Genomic DNA, 21,139 nt, shown 5'->3' on the forward strand with positions numbered 1-21,139 from the left:
ATAATTTACTTTGTATTGTTTAACAATTTATTAATTTGAAACAGACTCTACCTTGATACCATCAAGCAAGTTTAAACATTTTTTTAATTCATTTAAAACAATGAACTCATCAATTTTATGAGCTTGATCAATTGATCCTGGACCACAGACCACTGTACTAATGCCAATTTCTTGGAATAAGCCCGCCTCAGTTCCAAATGAAACAACTTGTCTAGAATTATCACCTGTCAAACTTGAAATTAATTCACAAGCTTCTGACTTATCTTCTCTATCAAACCCAACTATTTCACCAATAATATCTTTTTCAATTGAGGCATTAGGAAAAACTTTTTTCATTTCAGGTAATAACACTTTATTTGCATACTTATCAATTTCTTGATTTAAAAATACACCATCTTCTTTAACAACTGGTCGTGTTTCCCAATTAACATGACATTTGTCTGCTATTACATTGTGAGCAATACCACCAAACACACCACCAATAGAAAGGGTAGAGTGAGGTGGGTCAAAAATAGAGTCTTTAGGTGGTCTACTTTTAAGTTTCTCTCTAAGTTCAATTAATTTATTTACATATCGTGATGCATATTCAACAGCACTTACACCTTTATGAGGTGCCGAACTATGTCCCGCTAAACCTTTAAAATATGTTGTGTATTCATAACATCCCTTATGAGCATCAATAATTTTCATATTAGTTGGTTCACCAATAATACAAATACCATCCTTAATATCTCTTTTTTTTAATTCCTCTATTAGTATAGGCGCACCCTGACATGCCGTTTCTTCATCGAATGTAAATGAAAAATGAATGTCTCTATCTAAATTTGATTTAGAATAAACAGGTGCATAAGCTAAAGCACAAGCAATAAAACCTTTCATGTCACATGAGCCTCTCCCATATAATTTATCACCTTTAATAGTTGCAGTAAAAGGATCAGAACTCCAACCCTTTGACACAGGAACAACATCAGTGTGACCTGATAAAATAATTGGCTTCTTATTATTTGAATTTTTAGCTTTTAGTGTAGCAAATAAATTTACTCTTTTTTTTTCATCATCATAAGTTCTAAAAGAAGTAGCACCTAACTTTTTTAAGATATCATCACAATAATCAATTAATGAGCTATTATCTTCTCCTGAAATAGTTTTAAAAGCTATTAAGTCCTTTAAAATTTGAACTGAATTATCATATAATAGCTCTGAATTATTTTCTGTACTCATATTTATCAACCATTATATATTAAATATATGAAAGAACAAATTACCTATGATGACTTTGATAAAGTAGATGTTAGAGTTGGAACTGTAATATCTGTAAAAAAAAATGAAAAAGCGCGTAAACCTTCTTTAGTTATTGAAGTAGATTTTGGTAAAGAAATTGGAATTAAGCAGTCTTCAGCACAAATTACCCATTATTATAATGAGGAAAATTTAAAAGGAAAACAAGTTGTGGGAATTTGTAATTTTCCTGAGAAAAATATTGCAGGAATAGTTTCACAGGTTCTTATCTTAGGTTCAATTGATAAAGAGGGAAAAGTTATATTAGTTCATCCATCTCAAGAATCTGAAAACGGTCTTTCAATAGCTTAATTTTTTTATGCATCCAGAATTATTATTATTAATAGGAATTTCTCTATCATTGGGATTTACACCAGGACCAAATAATGCTGTTGCTGCTTACTCAGGTTTTAATTTTGGTATCAGAAAAACTTTACCATTAATCTTAGGAGTTGGCTTTGGTTATACAACTTTAATTATATTAATTAATTTTGTTTTAATATCAACTTTCAAAAATTACCCAATTATTCAGGAAATTATCAGAGTTCTTGGAACAATTTTTTTAATTTATCTAGCTTATAAAATTTCATTTTCAAAAATTTCTTCAGATGGGAAAATAGAAAATCCAGTAAAGTTTTTTGATAAATTTATCTTTCAATTTATAAATCCAAAAGGAGTAATGGCTGGAATTACATTGAGTTCAAATTTTGTAGAACAAGGGGAAAACTACTTGAATCACTCTATTTGGGTAATTGTAGTTTGTAGCGTAACAGCATTTTTAAGTATCACTTCGTGGACATTTTTAGGTAAGTTTTTAAGGAAATTTGCTACAAATAATAATTTTATTAAACGATTTAATTATGCTATGTCATTGCTACTTATCGTTTGTATAATAGGGTTCTACATCTAAAACTAAATGAAACCAGGAAATAAAAATTCATATAATTCATTAAAATCTATCAGTATAAATGATGCTGAGTACAAATATTATTCCTTATCAGAAGCAGAAAAAAATGGTTTGGATGGAATTTCAAAACTTCCAAAATCTCTTAAAGTCTTATTAGAAAATTTATTAAGATATGAAGATGATTTATCTGTTACCAAGAGCCAAATAGAGGCAATTAAGGAATGGTTGAAGACAAAAAAATCATTAACTGAAATAGCTTATAGACCAGCTAGAGTTTTGTTACAGGATTACACAGGAATACCAGCAGTAGCTGATCTTGCAGCCATGAGAGAAGCAGTTAAAGAAAAAAATAAAGACCCAAATACAATCAACCCACTTTCTGCAGTTGATCTAGTTATTGATCACTCTGTACAGGTAGATAAATCAGCAAATAAAGATTCTTTTGAAAAAAATGTTGATATTGAATTTAAAAGAAATGGTGAGAGATATTCTTTTTTAAAATGGGGTCAACAAGCATTTAATAACTTTAGAATTGTTCCTCCTGGAACTGGGATTTGCCACCAGGTTAATTTAGAATATTTATCAAAAGTAGTCTGGTCTGAAAAATTTCAAAATGAAGATTATTTATTTCCTGATACGTTAGTTGGTACTGATAGTCATACCACCATGGTTAATGGCCTATCTGTTCTTGGATGGGGTGTTGGTGGAATAGAAGCTGAAGCTGGAATGTTAGGACAACCAATTTCCATGTTAATTCCTGAAGTAATTGGATTTGAAGTTAAAAATAAAATGCCAGAAGGTACTACTGCAACGGATTTAGTTTTAACAGTCGTAAAAATGTTAAGAGATAAAGGGGTTGTTGGAAAATTTGTTGAATTTTATGGAGAAGGTTTAAAGAATTTAACTCTTGCTGATAGAGCAACAATTGCAAATATGGCACCAGAATATGGAGCAACGTGTGGTTTTTTTCCAATTGATGATGAGACATTAAAATATTTAAGATTTTCAGGAAGAGATGAGAGCACAGTAAATATAGTTGAGAAGTATGCAAAAGAGCAAGGTTTGTGGGCTAATGATCAAGTTGAATTTACAGACACTTTATCATTAGACATGTCTACAGTTGTTCCGACAATTTCAGGACCCAAAAGACCTCAGGATAAAGTTTTATTAACAGATGCATCTACTGGATTTAAAAAAGTTTTTGAGGATGCAACTAGCAGAAAAGAGCAACATGTTTCCAAAGTATTAGGAACAGATTATGAAATTAAAGATGGCTCAATATTAATTGCAGCTATAACATCATGCACTAATACATCCAATCCAAATGTATTAATTGGAGCTGGATTACTAGCAAAAAAAGCAGTTGAACTTGGTTTAGAAACTAAGCCATGGGTAAAAACATCATTAGCACCAGGCTCACAAGTGGTTACTGATTATTTAGCAAAAGCAGGACTAAATGTATTTTTAGATAAACTTGGTTTTAATTTGGTTGGGTATGGTTGCACAACTTGTATAGGAAACTCAGGACCTTTACCGGAAGAAATTGTTCAAGCAATAGACAAAGAGGATATTTATGCTGTATCAGTTTTATCTGGGAATAGAAATTTTGAAGGAAGAATATCTCCACATATAAAAGCTAATTATTTAGCATCACCACCACTTGTAGTAGCTTATGCACTTGCTGGTCATATGGAATTTGATTTATACAAGGAGCCTTTAGGAAAAAGTAAAGATGGTAAAGATATTTTTTTAAAAGATATTTGGCCATCAAATAAAGAAATTGAAGATACATTAAGAGAGTCTCTCAATGCAGAGATGTTTATTAAAAGGTATTCAAATGTTTCAGAGGGCCCTAAGCAGTGGCAAGAAATTAAAACTGAAAATACAAGTATTTATAATTGGGATTCTGGTTCAACCTATGTAAAGAAACCACCATTCTTTGAAAATTTACCAGATCAACCAGAAGGGTTTAAACCTATTAAAGACGCAAGACCACTTTTGATTTTAGGAGACATGGTTACAACTGATCATATTTCTCCAGCAGGAAATATTCAAAAAGAAAGTCCAACAGGTGAGTATTTTATGGAGCATCAAATACTTCCAGTAGATTATAACTCCTATGGATCAAGAAGAGGCAATCATGAAGTAATGGTGAGAGGAACTTTTGCAAATATTAGAATAAGAAATGAAATGGCGCCTGGAACAGAGGGTGGGTTTACAAAACTTTATCCAGAAGAAAAAGTGATGCCAGTTTATAATGCTGTAGAGGAATATAAAAAAAGAGGAACAGACCTTGCTGTTATAGGTGGAAAAGAATATGGAACAGGATCATCAAGAGATTGGGCTGCCAAAGGAACAAAGTTATTAGGTGTAAAAGTTGTAATAGCAGAAAGCTTTGAAAGAATTCATAGATCTAATTTAATTGGAATGGGTGTTTTACCACTACAATTCACTGAAGGAAACGATAGGTTAAACTTAAAATTAACTGGATCAGAATTAATAACAGTTCTTAAAATAGAAGAGGGTATAAATGCATCAGATCATGTTCAGGTGGAAATAAAATATACTTCAGGAGATATTAAAAAAATTAAAACTCTATGTAGAATAGACACTAAAAACGAATTAGAGTATTATAAAAATGGTGGAATACTTCAGTATGTATTAAGGAATATGATATAAAAATGGACGAAGAAATTACAATCATAGATTCAAACACAAGAAATGAGAGAATAAAAAATTTTTTTATAAATAATAAAAAAAAACTTATAATAACCATTTTGGTAATATTGGTAATTATAATTGGCTATCTATCATTTGAAAAATCTAAAGAAAAAACTAAAATTAAATTAGCAAATCAATACAACTTAGCATTAATAGGTCTTAATCCTGAAAATAAACAAAAAAAAATTGATGAAATGGTTAATGTTGTAAAAAGCAATGATGCAACTTATTCTCCACTAGCCCTATACCACTTGTTAGACAATAATCTATTAGAGAACAATGATGAGATAAATATATTATTTAATGAGTTGATTGAAAAAACAAACCTTGAAAATGAAATCAAGAATTTAATTATATATAAAAAAGCATTGTTTAATTCAGACTTTGTAAGTGAAAATGAATTATTAAAAATACTTAATCCAGTGATTAATTCCGAAAGTATTTGGAAATCGCACGCATTATATTTACTGGCAGAATTTTTTTACTCAAAAGGTGAAAAACAAAAAGCTAAAGAGTTTTTTAACCAGATTTTAGTTTTACCCAATTCTAACAACTCAATTAAAGTTGAGACACAAAAGAGACTAAATAGAGACTTAAGTGAATAAATTTATAGTAAAAATATTATTTATATTACTATTAATACCTGCTTGCTCATTAAATGACAAAACTAGTGCTTGGAAAAAAAATAAAAAAACAAACACAGAAATTGTAAAAATAAAAAATACAAAAAAATTATTTGAATCAAATAATATAATAAAAAAAGAATTAAATCCTACACTACAAATAGAATTAAAAAAAAATCCTAAGCAATATAGTTATGATGAAAAAAAAACAAAAATTACAAAATTTAAACTTTCAAAAATTAAAAATTTTAATCAGATTAATTCAAAAATTATATTTTACAAAAATGATTTAATTTTTTATGACAGCAATGGTTCTATTATTAGATTTAATAAATCTGCTGAAAAAGTGTGGACTGTAAATAATTATTCAAAAGAAGAAAAAAAATCTAACCCATTATTATTTTTAGAAAATAAAGATGAAATTTTAATTGTAGCAGATAGTATTTCTAAATTTTATGCAGTAAATATAAATAATGGAAATATTATTTGGTCAAAAAAAAACGTAACACCCTTTAATTCTGAGGTAAAAATACATGATAATAAATTTTTCATAATTGATTATGAAAATATATTACACTGTTATTCCCTTAAAACGGGTGAAAAAATCTGGTCTTATAAAACAGAGAATGTTTTAATAAAATCACAAAAAAAATTATCAGTAAAAATTGAAAATAATATTGTATATTTTAATAACTCTATAGGTGATATAACCGCACTTGATGTCAAGAAAGGTAAATTAATATGGCAATTACCAACACAAAATAACAATATATATGCTCAATCTTTTTCACTTAAAGGTTCTGATCTTACTATTGATAAAAAATCAATTTATTTTTCTAATAACAATAACGAATTTTTTTCAGTAGACTCAAGTAATGGGAATATAAATTGGCAACAAAAAATTAACTCATCAATACAACCTATCTTATATGATAATATTATTATTAGCGTATCAAATGAAGGCTTATTAATTTTTCTGAATAAAGTAACAGGAAAACTAATACGCATTACCGACACACTGAAAGTGTTCAAAGAAAAAAAAAATCTCAAATGCATGCTGTGGGTTTTGCCATTGGTACCAATAAAATTTTTGTAACAACATCAAATGGACGTCTACTAATTATTGATATTAAAACAGGAAAAAATGAAAAAATTATTAAAATTGATGGCAATAAAATTTCAAAACCATTTATTAATGATAATATGTTATTTATAATAAAAAATAAGGCTATTATTAAATTTGATTAATAATGTTTTTAAGATTACTAGAAAAATTTAGTAGAAAAAAAGTAGTTTTAGATAGAGGACCTTCTCACTCAAAGTTTAATAAAGCTAAACCCTGGATGAACAGATACTACGTTTTATTAAGACATAGGCCTAAATGGTTTCCTTTTAATATTTTGATACATGAAATGTTAGCTGACGATCATGGGGAAGGTGTTCATAATCACACATTTCCTTACATAACAGTCATATTAAGGGGAGGTTATTGGGAAACATTAAACACTGGAAGATTTTGGAGACCCCCTGGATATTTTGGTTTTAGGTCAGCAAATAATTTGCATAGAGTTGATCTTAAACCAGGAACAAAACCTCTTACACTTTTTATATCTGGACCCTTTGGATTAAGAAAAGGCCCCAGGTCAGAATATGGTATAGATTTTAAAACAAAAAAATGAATTTAAATAAATCATTTCAAAATTATTGTAAAAAAAATAATTTAGAAATTAATCTCAATCAACTAGACTTAATTGAAGAGCTGAATTTATTTTACAATCAGAACTTCAATAAATCACTTTTAAAAAAAATATTTACTAAAAAAAATTCTAAAAGAGGATTTTATTTACAGGGCGATGTGGGTGTGGGTAAAACCATGATATTGAATTTCTTTTATCAAAATTTTGATAAAGCTAAACAAAGATTTCACTTTAACGAGTTTATGATTAGTTTTCATGATTTTGTTTTTAAAAATAAAGAAAATAACCAAGAAAATATTATAGATAAATTTGTTAAAAAATTAAAAAGTAAATCTAGATTAATTTATTTTGATGAGTTTCAGGTCACCAACATTGTAGATGCTATGATTTTGGGTAGCTTATTCAAAAAGATATTTGATGAGAATATAAAAGTTTTATTTACATCAAATGCTAAATTAAATGATCTTTACAAAGATGGATTACAAAGAGATCAATTTCTTCCTTTTATTAAAATAATGAAAGAAAGATGTGTTCAAGCAAAGTTAATTATCGAAGAAGACTATAGAAAATCTTTGAAAAATAAAAATGAAAGATATTTTTATCCACTAAATGAAACAACAAATTTTAAACTTAATAAGTTTTTTAGAAAAATAACAAAAAATCTTCTTAGTAAAGAAATGACCTTAATTATTAAAAGTAGAAAGTTTATTATTAGGAATTATTTTAATGGAATAGCACGTTTTGATTTTAAAGAACTATGTTCTAAAAATATTGGAGCAGAGGATTATATAAAAATAGCTGAAGTGTGTAGTTTTATTGTTATAGAAAATATTCCTATCTTTAATATTAATAATTCCAATCAACAGCAAAGATTTATTACATTAATTGATATTCTTTATGAAAAAAATATACCATTAATGATATCGTCTCAATTACAGTTAAATTTATTAAGTTCCTCAGAAGATTTAAAAAAAATATTTAAAAGAACCATTAGTCGATTGTATGAATTAACATCTATCAAATATAACAATATATGAGACAAGAATTTTTCAATTTAGAATTGGATACAAATGGTCAATGTTTTTATGAATTTACCAGCCAAACTAATCAATGGGTTAATGATAATGAGTTTAATAATGGAATTATCAATATAAGCATTCAACACACCAGTGCTTCATTAATAATTCAAGAGAATGCTGACCCAGATGTTCAAACTGACCTAATTAATTTTTTTAATAAGCTCGTGCCAATGGATAATTCTCTTTATGCTCATACAGCTGAAGGAAAAGATGACATGCCTGCGCATATAAAATCTGCCTTAACTAACAATCAAATTTGTTTGAGTATTAAAAATAATGAATTATTACTTGGAACTTGGCAGGGGTTATATCTTTTTGAGCATAGAATTGAGAAACAAAACAGATTGATTGTTCTTCATTACCTTGGTGATTAGCTTTTCTTAATTGTTTTAAAAGCATCTAGTGCAGCATTTCTTGCTTGAGCATGATCTACAATTGGTTTTGGATAGTTGATACCGACAACTACTTTAATTTGTTCTTGGTATTTGATTTCTAGTTCCCATGGCTTATATAAAAATTTATTAGGCATGTTTTTAAGTTCTGGAACCCATTTCTTCGTATAAATTCCTTCTTTGTCAAATTTTTCACCCTGAAGAATAGGGTTAAATATTCTAAAATAAGGAGCTGCATCAGCGCCACAGCCTGCAACCCATTGCCATTGGGCAACGTTACTAGCTTCATTATAATCAACCAAACAATTTTTAAAATGTTTTTCACCTTCGTTCCAATGAATTCTTAAATGCTTTACAAGAAATGAAGCAACAATCATTCGTACCCTATTGTGCATCCATCCTGTTTCGTACAGTTCCCTCATCCCAGCGTCGACAATGGGATATCCTGTCATACCTTTTTTCCAAGCTTTAAGAAATTTCTGATTTTTAACCCAAGGAAAATTATCAAAATCCTTTCTAAGATTGCCTTTGAGCATTTGGGGAAAGTAATTAATTAAACTATGAGAAAATTCTCTCCACCCTAATTCATTAATATATTTTCTATACCCCATTTTTTTAATTTTAATGTTTTGGCATTTCTTCCAAATTGTCTCCACATGTATTTGTCCAAATTTTAAGAAAGGAGATAACTTGGAGGTTCCATTAACACCTGGAATATCTCGTGCTTCACCATAGCCCTCAATTCTATTATCTATTAATTCTTGTAAATATTTTTTAGCTTCTTGTTCAGATGGTATCCAATATTTCTCAAATTTTTTATACCAATCTTTTTTAGGTAAAATTTCTTTTGAAGAAATTGATTTTTTAAATATATTTATTTTTTTTTCTTTTGATTTAACTTTTATAAATTTAGAAGGTACTTTTGAGATGTAAAGTTGTTCTGTTTTTTTCCAAAATGGAGTGAATACTTTATAAGGTGTACCATCATCTTTAGTCATTTCCTGAAATTCAACAAGAATATTCCCTTTAAAATATTTATATTGAACTTCATTTTTAATGAATAGATCCCTTATCTTTTTACCTTTATTGATTACATCTGGTTCATACACTTTACTCCAATAAACAGTAACATCATCTTTCTTCTTTATATTTGACAATATTTCTAGTTCATCACCTAATTGAACTTCCAATGTAATATTTAACTTTTTTAGATCTAGGTTAAAATTTTCTAAAGCTTTAGAGATCCACCATTTTTGAGCTTCTCTTTTTTTATCAAAATTTTTTGGGTTATAAATATAAAGAGCATTTACATACTCATGATTTTGAGTTGCAATAGCTAGGGCTTCATTATCTTCAATTCTAAAATCTTCTCTTATCCAAACAACAGCTTTTTTTGTCATATTTACTTAGATTTTTTGCAATCCATCGCTTAGTAGCTTTTGGTACATTGCATTATCAGTTAAACCCTCACAACCAAATAAAAGTACATTTGATTGTTCATTTAACTCTAACTTATCTAAGTATTCTTTATTGTTAAATGAGCCTATTAACGCAATTATACCTGGCACAGCACATTCACCAGCTATTATTTTTTCATCAGATAAATATTTTTCTGCTAGTAGTGCAATAGTAGTTGAGATTGCTTCATCAGGTATGGTTAAGCAGCAGTTAGTAGAATTTTTTAAAATTTCCCAGGCAATACTAGAAACATCTCCACAAGACATTCCACCCATTATTGTTTCTTTTTTTATATCAACAGTTGTAGGTTTATTATTCTTAATGCTTTGAAATACACAGTCTGCATTTTCTGGCTCAACGGTAATAAACTTTGGGATATCTTTTGATAATTTTGCAAAGCCAGCAATCATTGCTGCTGCCATTCCCCCAACACCTGCTTGAAGAAATACGTGTGTTATTGAATTTGAGTTTATTTCATCTAAAATTTCTTTAACCATTATTGTGTACCCAGCCATAATCGATTTTGGTACTTCTTTGTAACCTTCCCAAGACACATCTTGTACAATTTCCCAATTATTTGCATTTGATTGTTTGATGCATTCCTTTAATGAATTGTCATAATTCCCTTTAACTCTAATAACCTCAGCATCCAGATTACGCATAGCTTCAGCTCTAGACTCGCTAACAAATTCACTTATAAATATTTTACATTTTAAACCTAGCCTTTGCGCACCCCATGCAACTGATCTTCCATGATTTCCTGCTGTAGCAGTCGAAACTGTTATGTTCTTTTTTTCACTTGCAATTTTGTAAACAGCAAAGGCTCCACCTAACGCCTTAAATGACTTAAGTTCAAATCTTTTATCTTCATCCTTGTAGTAAATATTTTTAAATTTTAGTTCATCGTTTAATTTGTTTAATCTAATTAGTGGAGTAGGAGCGTAGTTATCCCAGCTAGATATGGCCTCTATCGCTTCATCTATAAATTTTTCTGGTAATTGAGTGAGTATATTTTCTTTAATAAAATTATACTCTTTATTTTCTAAAAAAGATGTAATGGACCAAAGGTCTTTCTGAAGGATTGATTTCATTTATTAACAATCAAGAGTGCTATTTTTTTCCCAGTGAGTTACTGAGCTTTTTTTATCAAATTTTTCTTCTTGATTAAAATCTTTAATTTCAGATCTCTTTAATTTTAGATAGCTTTTAATAGTATCACTACCAAATGCTTCCTTAATTTCTTTACTATTTTCTAGTTGATCCAATGCATCTTCAATTATGTCAGGTAATTTTTTTAAATTAGGGTAATTTTTATGATCAGTATACATATTACAAGATAAAGGTTCACCAGGATCTATTTTATTATTTATTCCGTGTAAACCAGCGGCTATTACTCCAGCTTGAAGTAAATAAGGATTTACTGCTCCATCCATTAACCTTAATTCAAATCTACCTTTATCAGGAATTCTTATCATATGAGTTCTATTGTTTCCTGTATAAGAAATACTACTAGGTGACCATGTAGCACCTGATTTTGTTGGTGGTGCATTTATTCTTCTATAGCTATTAATAGTCGGATTAAAAAATGCTGTTAAAGGCTGAGTAAGTTTCATAATTCCACCTAGAAAATTATATGCTAATTTGCTCAAACCTAATTTGTCTCCATTATCCAAAAATTTATTAATTTTTCCATTCCATAAAGAAATATGAGCATGACAGCCATTACCTGTTAGATTGCTAAAAGGTTTTGGCATAAATGTTGCTCTCAAACCATGTTTTTCAGCTAATGATTTAACCATATACTTAAAGAATACATGTCTATCAGCTGTAGTTAAACAATCTGTATAATCCCAATTCATTTCAAACTGGCCATTAGCGTCCTCATGGTCATTTTGGTATGGGTTCCAACCCATGGTAATCATGCTATCACAAATTTCTTTGATTAAATCATATCTCCTCATTAAAGTGGACTGATCATAACAAGGTTTAGATTGTGTATCTCTAGTATCAGCAATTTTGCTACCATCTTCTGATATTAAAAAATATTCACACTCTACACCTGATTTCATAACTAAATTTTTTTTGTTCAATTTATTAATTTGCTCTTTGAGCATTACTCTAGGTGAAGCCTTAACAGGCTTACCATACATATATAAATCAGAAGCTAACCAGCCAATTTCTTTATTCCATGGTAGTTGAATTAAACTTCCAGGATCTGGCAGGGCAAACATATCTCCATCTGCGGGAGACATATCCAGCCAAGTTGCAAAACCAGCAAAACCTGCTCCATTTTTTTGCATGTCAGCAATCGCTTGTGCTGGTACTAATTTTGATCTTAAGACACCAAAAAAATCTACAAAACTAATCAAAAAATATTTTATTTTTTTTGCTTTAGCAATTTTAGATAAATTTTTAGGCATGTTTATTATTTAATTTACAACTGTTAATTAATCTTAACAATACTATTTTTTGTCTTTTAATCCTGGTATCCAGCTAGTTCCCGCTAATGGAACTCTGGCCATAGCAGCAGATTCAACTGTAAGTGCACATAAATCTTCAGGCTCTAAGTTATGTAAGTCATTTTTACCAGAAGCTCTAGCTATTGTTTGAGCTTCAAGTGTCATTACTTTTAAATAATTTGATAAACGTCGTCCACCAGCAATAGGATCAAAGCGTTTCATCAGTTCAGGTTTTTGAGTTGTAATTCCTGCTGGATCATTTCCCTCATGCCAATCATCGTAAGCTCCTGCAGTAGTTCCTAATTTATTATAGTCTTTCTCCCACTTAGGATCATTATCTCCCAAAGCAATCATTGCAGCAGAACCAATTGAAACTGCATCAGCTCCAAGAGCCATTGCTTTAGCAACATCTGCACCATTTCTAATTCCACCAGAAATAATTAATTGAACTTTTCTATGTTGGTCTAAATCTTGAAGTGCATCTACGGCAGGTCTAATGCATGCTAAAGTAGGTTGACCTACATTTTCTATAAATACTTCTTGAGTAGCAGCCGTTCCACCTTGCATTCCATCCAAAACAACAACATCAGCCCCAGCTTTAACAGCAAGAGCAGTATCATAATATGGTCTTGCCCCTGCAACTTTAATAAATATTGGAACCTTCCATCCTGTAATTTCTCTTATTTCTAAAATCTTGATCTTTAAGTCATCAGGACCTGTCCAGTCAGGATGTCTACATGCAGATCTTTGATCTATACCCTTGGGTAAAGTTCTCATTTCTGCAACACGATCACTAATTTTTTGACCTAATAACATCCCACCACCACCTGGTTTTGCACCTTGCCCTATTACAATTTCAATAGCATCTGCTTTTCTAAGGTCATCAGGATTCATTCCATATCTAGAAGGTAAAAGTTGATAGATTAAATTTTTAGACTGTCCTCTCTCTTCTGGTGTCATCCCACCATCACCAGTAGTTGTAGACGTACCAGCCATACTTGCTCCACGTCCTAAAGCTTCTTTAGCTCTTCCCGATAATGCACCAAAGCTCATTCCTGCAATTGTAATAGGAATATCTAGTTCTAAAGGTTTTTTTGCATAACGTGTTCCTAAAGTCACCTTTGTACTACAAGTTTCTCTATATCCTTCTAAAGGGTATCTAGACATTGAAGCACCTAGAAAAAGCAAATCATCAAAGTGAGGAAGTTTCCTTTTTGAACCTCCGCCCCTAATATCATAAATTCCAGTTGCTGCTGCTCTTCTTATTTCTGAATTTGTATATTCATCAAAAGTCCATGATATACGAGGATGAGTTTTTTTATTATCTGACATTATTAATAGCTTGAAACGTTATCAATATTAAAGTTATATAGTTTTCGTGCTGAACCATATCTCTTAAAACTATCTGGTTTAATATTTTTTATTTCGCTTTTTTTTAAAAGAGCTGAAATTTTATCTAAATGCTTCTTTTCCATTTTTTTTTCTATGCAATCTGCACCCAAAGATTTAACTGATCCTTTAACAAAAATATCTGTTTCATAAAGACTATCACCCAAAGCTTCACCTGCATCACCACAAACTAACATTGTTCCAGATTGAGCCATAAATGCAGACATATGACCAACAGAACCTTTAACCACAATATCAACTCCTTTCATTGAAATACCACATCTTGAACTAGCATCTCCATCAATTACAAGTAACCCACCATGAGCAGTTGCACCTGCAGATTGTGAAGCATTACCTTTAACATGTACTGTTCCAGACATCATATTTTCAGCAACACCCGTTCCAACATTTCCATCTATTGTTACATGTGCTTTTTGGTTCATGCCTGCGCAATAATAGCCAACATGGCCTTTAATTAAAACTTTCATTTCCTGATTTAATCCAGCACATAATGCGTGACTACCTTCTGGATTTATAATTATAAAATCTCTTTCATTTTTTTTATTATCTAAATTTTGTAAAGTATTATTAATTTCTCTTAATTTCTTTTTTTTTAAATCTAATTTCATCAATTTCCCCAAGAATAAACAATGCCAGGCTCAGGTTCGAAAATTTTTGCACTATTTACATCTGGTAAATGAGCCATGGCTTGAAATTCTGATGCTATTGCTACATAGTTTTTTGTTTCTGCTATTACTGCAGGTTTACATGCTATTTCATCCCTAACAACTGCAAAGCCTTTTCTAGTTCCTGCAATAAAAGTATAAAAACCATCTAAATCTTTAAGACCAGATGTAAGGGTATCTTTTAAAGATTTATTATTTGATAAACTGTTAGAAACATATCCTGCGGCAACTTCAGTATCATTTTCAGAATTAAAGACGTTACCTTTTTTAGTGAGCTCTCTTCTTAAATTATTATGATTTGATAATGATCCATTATGAACCAAACACTCATCTTCACCAGTCGAGTAGGGGTGAGATCCATCAGTAGTTATTGCACTTTCAGTAGCCATTCTTGTATGGCCTATTCCATGAGTGCCACTAAAACTATCTAATTTAAATTTTTTTACTACATCTTTGGGATTACCAACTTGTTTAAATATCTCTATTGATCGACCATACCCAACTATAGATACTTTAGGAAAATTAGAATTAATTATTTCAATTACTTTCTTTGGCTGCTCTAGAGTTTTTAGAATTACATGATCTGAGATTTGAGTAAGTTTAGCTTTTTTAATTTTTTTAGTTATTTCTTTCTTAAAGCTATTAAAGTTTAAATCATTAATACATAAAGAAAACTTGTAGATTTTTTTACTTTCATCTTTATAAATAGCAAAGCCAGCACTGTCTGGTCCACGAGATTCCATATTATTAAGCATGCCTGATAGCATCTTTCCTAAATTTTTTTCAAATTTTTTAGTTTTTAAGTAGATGCCAACAATTCCACACATAAATTTTTTTAAGTTTATTTTATTAGAGACAGTAGAAAATCTTTATAGTAGAAAATATTTCCTACCACAATGATGATAATAGCCGCTATCACTCCATACTTTGCTTTTGGAAAAACGACACCTCTCATCTTACTTGGTCTGTGATCTTCGTTATTATTTCTATCCATGATTGTATAATTTTTGTAAAAAAAAAGGGCACCACAATTAAGTAGCGCCCAAATTTTTAGTTAATATTACCAGTCGGTAATATTGCTCTTATGATCATTAGCACCATGTCTTTTTCTTGCTAATCTTGAAAGTTTTTCACTCTCAGATCTAGCAGTTATAACATGCCAGCCAATCCAAAAAACTACACCAAGAATAACTAGTAAAGTTTCAGTGGATCCGGCCCCCGGATAAACTGCTCCGACAACCTCTTTTGCACTTAAATGATCTATCCAGTTTGTAACTGTAGCCATATTTTTTCTCCTTTACCTAGTTGAAGAGGCGACTGCTTTTTCAGCTTCTCTATCGTCCTCCATTATTTCATAGTCTAGTCCTGCTATTTCAACTTCACGCGGTATTCTTAATTTACCAAAAGCGCTTAGTATTCTAGCAATAACGTAGCCTGGTAACATTCCAAGAACTCCGAACATTATAATTGCTCCAAGGAATTGTCCCAGTGGATTGATTGATGCATAAGTTGATCCGTCCCACATAGCTCCAACATTATATCCAGATGCTGGGTAACCATTTAACACAAATCCACAAATTATAAGACCAACAACTCCTGCATAACCATGTACGGCTACTGCACCAACTGCATCATCAATTTTGAACTTACGTTCAACCCAGTAATGCATTTTGTATGCTATAACAACACCGATCGCACCAATAAGCATTGCTTGTATCGGGTGATACAAATCATTACCTGCAGATGCACAGATGATCCCAGCTAGTCCACTTGAGTAAGTCCAGAATGGATCACCTTTTGCGACCACGTATCCAGCCAATAATCCACCTGATAATGACATCAAGAAGTTATAGGTTATTCCACTCAGTGTAGTTGGGGTTACATATATGTTTGTTGCTGTCCAGTATGTTACACCTTCCATTCCATATTCAGGTCCAAGATCAAATATCGGTATATTACATGCCGCATAAAATCCCCAGAAACCAGTATAGATTAAAAATAATCCAACTGTAACTAGCCATGGGTTTCTTGGCCCTATATTTCTTGGTTCACCACTTGATGAGAACTTTCCTATTCTAGGTCCTAAAACGATTAGAACACCTAAAGCAAATCCACCCGCAATTGCGTGAATTACTCCTGATGCGTAAGCGTCATGATATCCTAAAATTTTAAGCATCCATCCATCAAAGTGCCATCCCCAAGCAGCATCAATTACCCAGAAGCACGAACCAATTGCAATTGCTAAAATACCAAATGCAAAAGTTGTAATTCTTTCGATAATTGCTCCAGAAACAATTGAAGCAGCTGTCCATGAAAATAGTAAGAATGCAGCCCAGAATACTCCGCTTATACGGTCACCTAAGTTGACAGCCATAAATTCAGTATTTGCTACATACCATTTAGCACTAAAAGTACTTTCGTCAGTAATTAATGCTGAACTCTCATTCATTATTGAAGGTGCTATTCCCGGTCCTGTTGGGAATGCCCAGTAAATCCACCAACCAAAGAAAAACCAAGTTACCGTTACTAATGGTATTACCATGGTATTTTTCATTAAAGTATGTTGGTGATGTTTATATCGTGAGGCTCCAACTTCATACATACAAAACCCGACGTGAATCAGGAACATTAATACTACCGTTACCCAGTAGTAAAATTCTGTAAATATAACTGTAAGAGCGCCTAATTGATCATCCATAATCTCTCTCCTATTAGTTTTTAGAAAGACTATAAAATTTATAGAGACGTGACAAACTATACATTGCTTAAATAAACAAGTAACTGCAACGAGTTTTAAAAAATAATCAACCTTTGATTGAGGTACTAAAACTTAAGGTAAGCTTTTTTCAAATCAACAAGAGGGTGCTTTTTAGACATTTGAAACTTAACTAAAAGCTCTCTTGCAATCATATCCCTGTCTTGTTGGTTGTTTGGTAATTTGATTGATTTTGGAATTGTAACCCAACCATTTGCATTTCTACAAAATACAGCAGGTCTATCCTCTTCATAACCCATATGAATATCTTCTAACCAGTTAAGATCATCCCATCCCATTGCCTCTACATATTTTTTTAAGAATGGAGTCATCTTCTTATAATCAGGTAATAGGTTAACGTCATATCTATAACCGATATGTTGCCCAATCATTTTTTCTCTAGCAGTTTCTTTAGATTTTCCACCTAGATTTTCTTTTTTTACTTTTGTTTTTGTTTTTTTCTTAACCATTTTTACCTCTTATATTTTGTGATAGTTATCAACACCAACAGTGAAGTTAGTTCCAGTTAACGGAACTTTAGCTAATGCAGATGATTCCATTGTTAGAGCAGCTAAATCCTCAGGCTCTAATGAGTGAATATTAGTTTTACCACATGCTCTTGCTAAAAGTTGAGCCTCTAATGTCATTGCATGAAGGTAATTATAAACTCTTAATGCAGCATCATCAGGATTTAATCTAGCTCTTAATTTAGGATCTTGTGTTGCAACACCAACTGGACAACGACCAGTATGACAGTGATAACATTCCCCAGCCTTTACACCCATTTCTTTTTCAAAATTTGCTTCTGGTATATCTTTATTACAGTTTAAAGCCATTAAAGCACCAGTACCAATTGCTATTGCATCAGCACCTAAGGCTAAAGCCTTCGCCATATCAGCACCATCTCTAACACCACCTGCATAAATTAAAGTTACTTGTCCAGTTTTGCCAACATCATCAATAGCTCTTCTTGCTTCTCTGATTGCAGCAATTCCTGGGATACCAGTATTCGCAGCAGCTATGTGAGGACCAGCTCCTGTTGAACCTTCCATACCATCTAAAAATATTGAGTCAGGATTACATTTTGCAGCCATACGAACATCGTCATAAACTTTTGACGCACCTAGTTTTAATTGAATTGGTACTTTGTTTTTTGTAAGTTGTCTTAATTCTTCAACTTTTAAAGCTAGATCATCTGGACCTAACCAGTCCGGGTGTCTTGCTGGAGATCTTTGATCAATACCAGATGGTAGAGATCTCATTTCTGCAACTTGATCAGTAACTTTTTGACCCATTAAATGTCCACCCATTCCAACTTTTTGTCCTTGGCCAATAAATACTTCAATTGCATCAGCTAGTTGAGCATGATGAGGATTAAAACCATATCTTGATTGAATACATTGGTAATACCATTTTTCAGAATATCTTCTCTCATCTGGAATCATTCCACCTTCACCAGAACATGTTGCGCTCCCAGCCATTGTTGCTCCTCTTGCTAAAGCAGTTTTTGCTTCATAAGAAAGTGCTCCAAAACTCATACCTGTAATATATACTGGTATATCTAGTTCAATTGGGTTTTCACAATTTGGTCCGATTATAGTTTTCGTTTCACATTTTTCTCTATAACCCTCAATTACAAATCTCGTAAGAGTTCCGGGTAAAAAAACTAAATCATCGAATGTAGGAATTTTTTTCATTAACGCCATTCCACGCATTCTGTATCTTCCAAGTTGAGCTTTAATATGAATATCGTCTATAACTTCAGGAGTAAAAATAGCGTTGTGACCTAATAGACTTTTGTTTCTTTTGCCCTCTTCGTGTGCATGAACATCAGCTTTACCACCAACACTTCCATTAGTTTTTTTTAATTTTTTACTATTTTTTTTAACTTTCTTTTTAGCCATTAGATAGCTCCTTTCTTTTCATGAGGTTCTAGATTATCATAGTTCCAAAGTTTTTTCCCTGCGACTATTTTTGTCATTTTACTGACATCAAATTTTTCACCTATCTCTGCAACTTTTAATTTTCTTTTTAACCAATCTTGATCACTGTCTGTAAGATCTGATGGAACAGCATCACTTCCAAATGATCCTATTTTTCCACCAATGAATATTGTTCCATCATACATAGAATCTCCTAAATTTATTCCAACATCACCTAGAATAATAATTCTTCCTCTTTGCATCATAAAACCAGTAAAAGCTCCAGCATCACCACCAACAATGATAGTTCCACCCTTCATGTCAATACCAGTTCTTGCACCAACACTTCCTTTGCAAATTAAATCACCACCTCTTATAGCGGCACCAAAGCACGATCCTGCATTTTTTTCTATAACAACTTTTCCTGCCATTAAGTTTTCAGCACAAGACCAGCCAACTCTACCATTAATTCTAACAGTAGGTCCATCACAAGAACCCATACCAAAATAACCCAAACTTCCTTCAAAAATTAAGTTTAATTTATTTAAAATACCAACACCTAAACTATGTTTTCCTTGAGGGTTTTTAATAACAATTGTTCCAAAACCTTGGCTCATTAAATTATCAATTTCTTTATTAGCTTCTGGAGCGGTCATTTCTTTAACATCCAGCTCTGTTCTTTTATTAAAATCCACATCATAAGTTCCAAAATAATAAAAATTTTCACCTTCGTCAGGATTAAAAAACTTTTGTTGAGTTCTTCCTGTTAAAACTTCTGTGTGCATACCCATTGACTGGGACTTTGTTTTTTTCTCTGTAGTCTTTAAATTTGCCATACTTTTACCTCTCCATCATATGGATCATATGTATCAATTTCTTGAGGAAGAATTGCTCTAATTGCAATTTCTTCAGATCCCATTGCTATTAAATTATCAGACTCATAAAGAACTAATGGTTTTGCTGCCATTGTATCTTTTGCCATTCCTAATGAGTCTTTTGTTGCAACAAAGTAAGTAAATACTCCATCAAGACCTGTTAAAGAATCTTTCATACCTTCTTCAAGGGTTGCACCATCCCTCAATTTTTTTGCTAGATATACTGCAATTAATTCTGAATCACATTCAGACATAAATCTCATACCTTCGTTTTCTAGCATTCTTCTATTATTCCAATAATTTGTTAATTGACCGTTATGAACTACAGACACATCGCTAAATGGATATCCCCAAAAAGGGTGGGCTGATTTAATATCTACACCAGATTCAGTTGCCATCCTTGCATGGCCGATTGCATGTGTCCCCACAACTTTATCTAAATTATATCTATCACAAACGTCTTTTGCATTACCCAAATCTTTAATAACCTCTAAAGACTTACCCATAGAAAGAATTTCAACACCAGGAACGCTCTCGATTTTTCTAGAAAACTCTCTTAAGTCTTTTTCGTCATAATTAACCTCATATCTTAAAGAGTAGGGAAGTATTCTTTCTTCTTTAATAATTTTTGCACCCATACCTAAAATATGTGACTTAACTATTTTAATTCTTTCATCATAAACAGAAGTCTCTTCACTTACTGACGAACTACCTTCACCAACATTTTCTCCAACCTTAAACCGCATAATGAAATTTTTCCCATCTGTATCTCCATAAAGTGCATAGCCAGTAGAATCTTCACCTCTATGCTTTAATGCTTGAAGCATTCCTTGCAATTGAGTTCCAATGTTCACTGATTTATCTTTATAAATTAATCCCGCTATTCCACACATATATT

22 protein-coding genes are annotated in these 21,139 nt (G+C 31.4%); 9 read left to right on the forward strand and 13 right to left on the reverse strand.

Annotated elements, in window-relative coordinates; genetic code table 11:
- Positions 1 to 30: 30 nt before the first annotated feature.
- Positions 31 to 1,221 carry an acetylornithine deacetylase gene (gene argE / locus ABXT39_RS01470; protein ID WP_415295473.1) on the reverse strand — a complete coding sequence of 397 codons (1,191 nt, stop codon included), beginning with the start codon at positions 1,219 to 1,221 and terminating at the stop codon, positions 31 to 33.
- Between the two features lie 27 nt (positions 1,222 to 1,248).
- On the opposite strand from argE, the gene ABXT39_RS01475 reads away from it, so the two are divergent.
- From ABXT39_RS01475 to ABXT39_RS01515, 9 genes are read left to right on the forward strand one after another with little or no spacing between them, the layout of a single operon-like run.
- Positions 1,249 to 1,590 carry a tRNA-binding protein gene (locus ABXT39_RS01475; protein ID WP_415295474.1) on the forward strand — a complete coding sequence of 114 codons (342 nt, stop codon included), beginning with the start codon at positions 1,249 to 1,251 and terminating at the stop codon, positions 1,588 to 1,590.
- Between the two features lie 7 nt (positions 1,591 to 1,597).
- Positions 1,598 to 2,188, forward strand: coding sequence for a LysE family translocator (locus ABXT39_RS01480; RefSeq protein ID WP_415295475.1), 591 nt, complete (start codon positions 1,598 to 1,600; stop codon positions 2,186 to 2,188).
- Between the two features lie 6 nt (positions 2,189 to 2,194).
- Positions 2,195 to 4,864 carry an aconitate hydratase AcnA gene (gene acnA, locus ABXT39_RS01485; protein WP_415295477.1) on the forward strand — a complete coding sequence of 890 codons (2,670 nt, stop codon included), beginning with the start codon at positions 2,195 to 2,197 and terminating at the stop codon, positions 4,862 to 4,864.
- A gap of 2 nt (positions 4,865 to 4,866) precedes the next feature.
- Entirely contained in the window at positions 4,867 to 5,511 is a 645-nt protein-coding gene (locus ABXT39_RS01490) for a hypothetical protein (protein ID WP_415295479.1), read from the forward strand.
- Positions 5,504 to 6,625 carry a PQQ-binding-like beta-propeller repeat protein gene (locus ABXT39_RS01495; RefSeq protein WP_415295480.1) on the forward strand — a complete coding sequence of 374 codons (1,122 nt, stop codon included), beginning with the start codon at positions 5,504 to 5,506 and terminating at the stop codon, positions 6,623 to 6,625. Before ABXT39_RS01490 ends, ABXT39_RS01495 begins: the two co-directional genes overlap by 8 nt.
- Positions 6,580 to 6,777: a hypothetical protein gene (locus ABXT39_RS01500; RefSeq protein WP_415295482.1), complete on the forward strand. Its 198-nt coding sequence runs from the start codon at positions 6,580 to 6,582 to the stop codon at positions 6,775 to 6,777. The genes ABXT39_RS01495 and ABXT39_RS01500 overlap by 46 nt, the downstream gene beginning before the upstream one ends.
- Before the next feature lie 2 nt (positions 6,778 to 6,779).
- Positions 6,780 to 7,208: a hypothetical protein gene (locus ABXT39_RS01505; RefSeq protein WP_415295483.1), complete on the forward strand. Its 429-nt coding sequence runs from the start codon at positions 6,780 to 6,782 to the stop codon at positions 7,206 to 7,208.
- Positions 7,205 to 8,263 (forward strand): cell division protein ZapE, encoded by a 1,059-nt coding sequence (gene zapE / locus ABXT39_RS01510; protein WP_415295485.1) that lies wholly within the window; start codon positions 7,205 to 7,207, stop codon positions 8,261 to 8,263. The genes ABXT39_RS01505 and zapE overlap by 4 nt, the downstream gene beginning before the upstream one ends.
- Positions 8,260 to 8,679 carry a secondary thiamine-phosphate synthase enzyme YjbQ gene (locus tag ABXT39_RS01515; RefSeq protein WP_415295487.1) on the forward strand — a complete coding sequence of 140 codons (420 nt, stop codon included), beginning with the start codon at positions 8,260 to 8,262 and terminating at the stop codon, positions 8,677 to 8,679. The genes zapE and ABXT39_RS01515 overlap by 4 nt, the downstream gene beginning before the upstream one ends.
- Here the strand turns inward: ABXT39_RS01515 and ABXT39_RS01520 are convergent.
- The 12 genes from ABXT39_RS01520 to ABXT39_RS01575 all read right to left on the reverse strand — a co-directional run bounded on the left by ABXT39_RS01520 (position 8,676) and on the right by ABXT39_RS01575 (position 21,134).
- Positions 8,676 to 10,097, reverse strand: a complete 1,422-nt coding sequence (locus ABXT39_RS01520; protein ID WP_415295489.1) for a cryptochrome/photolyase family protein — start codon at positions 10,095 to 10,097, stop codon at positions 8,676 to 8,678. The genes ABXT39_RS01515 and ABXT39_RS01520 overlap by 4 nt on opposite strands.
- A 6-nt stretch (positions 10,098 to 10,103) precedes the next feature.
- Complete coding sequence (locus tag ABXT39_RS01525) at positions 10,104 to 11,246, reverse strand: diaminopropionate ammonia-lyase (RefSeq protein ID WP_415295491.1); 1,143 nt, start codon at positions 11,244 to 11,246, stop codon at positions 10,104 to 10,106.
- Between the two features lie 3 nt (positions 11,247 to 11,249).
- Positions 11,250 to 12,575, reverse strand: coding sequence for a type III glutamate--ammonia ligase (glnT, locus tag ABXT39_RS01530; RefSeq protein WP_415295493.1), 1,326 nt, complete (start codon positions 12,573 to 12,575; stop codon positions 11,250 to 11,252).
- A gap of 42 nt (positions 12,576 to 12,617) precedes the next feature.
- Positions 12,618 to 13,946: an FMN-binding glutamate synthase family protein gene (locus tag ABXT39_RS01535; RefSeq protein ID WP_415295494.1), complete on the reverse strand. Its 1,329-nt coding sequence runs from the start codon at positions 13,944 to 13,946 to the stop codon at positions 12,618 to 12,620.
- 2 nt (positions 13,947 to 13,948) lie between these two features.
- Entirely contained in the window at positions 13,949 to 14,635 is a 687-nt protein-coding gene (locus tag ABXT39_RS01540; RefSeq protein WP_415295495.1) for a protein glxC, read from the reverse strand.
- Positions 14,632 to 15,516 (reverse strand): class II glutamine amidotransferase, encoded by an 885-nt coding sequence (locus tag ABXT39_RS01545; RefSeq protein ID WP_415295496.1) that lies wholly within the window; start codon positions 15,514 to 15,516, stop codon positions 14,632 to 14,634. Before ABXT39_RS01545 ends, ABXT39_RS01540 begins: the two co-directional genes overlap by 4 nt.
- Positions 15,517 to 15,749: 233 nt before the next feature.
- Positions 15,750 to 15,974, reverse strand: coding sequence for a hypothetical protein (locus ABXT39_RS01550; protein WP_415295498.1), 225 nt, complete (start codon positions 15,972 to 15,974; stop codon positions 15,750 to 15,752).
- Between the two features lie 12 nt (positions 15,975 to 15,986).
- Positions 15,987 to 17,387, reverse strand: coding sequence for an ammonium transporter (locus ABXT39_RS01555; RefSeq protein ID WP_415277902.1), 1,401 nt, complete (start codon positions 17,385 to 17,387; stop codon positions 15,987 to 15,989).
- A 125-nt stretch (positions 17,388 to 17,512) separates the two neighbouring features.
- Positions 17,513 to 17,914, reverse strand: coding sequence for a hypothetical protein (locus ABXT39_RS01560; protein ID WP_271482723.1), 402 nt, complete (start codon positions 17,912 to 17,914; stop codon positions 17,513 to 17,515).
- A gap of 9 nt (positions 17,915 to 17,923) precedes the next feature.
- Positions 17,924 to 19,348 carry an FMN-binding glutamate synthase family protein gene (locus tag ABXT39_RS01565; protein WP_415277901.1) on the reverse strand — a complete coding sequence of 475 codons (1,425 nt, stop codon included), beginning with the start codon at positions 19,346 to 19,348 and terminating at the stop codon, positions 17,924 to 17,926.
- The gene (locus tag ABXT39_RS01570) at positions 19,348 to 20,202 is read right to left on the reverse strand and encodes a GXGXG motif-containing protein (protein ID WP_415295499.1); all 855 of its coding nucleotides are present in this window, start codon (positions 20,200 to 20,202) and stop codon (positions 19,348 to 19,350) included. The genes ABXT39_RS01565 and ABXT39_RS01570 overlap by 1 nt, the downstream gene beginning before the upstream one ends.
- On the reverse strand, positions 20,190 to 21,134 hold the full coding sequence (locus tag ABXT39_RS01575) for a glutamine amidotransferase (RefSeq protein ID WP_415295500.1): 945 nt from the start codon (positions 21,132 to 21,134) through the stop codon (positions 20,190 to 20,192). The genes ABXT39_RS01570 and ABXT39_RS01575 overlap by 13 nt, the downstream gene beginning before the upstream one ends.
- Positions 21,135 to 21,139: the final 5 nt, after the last annotated feature.

Source organism: Candidatus Pelagibacter sp. Uisw_113, assembly GCF_047717815.1.
In the GTDB taxonomy this organism is placed as follows: domain Bacteria; phylum Pseudomonadota; class Alphaproteobacteria; order Pelagibacterales; family Pelagibacteraceae; genus Pelagibacter.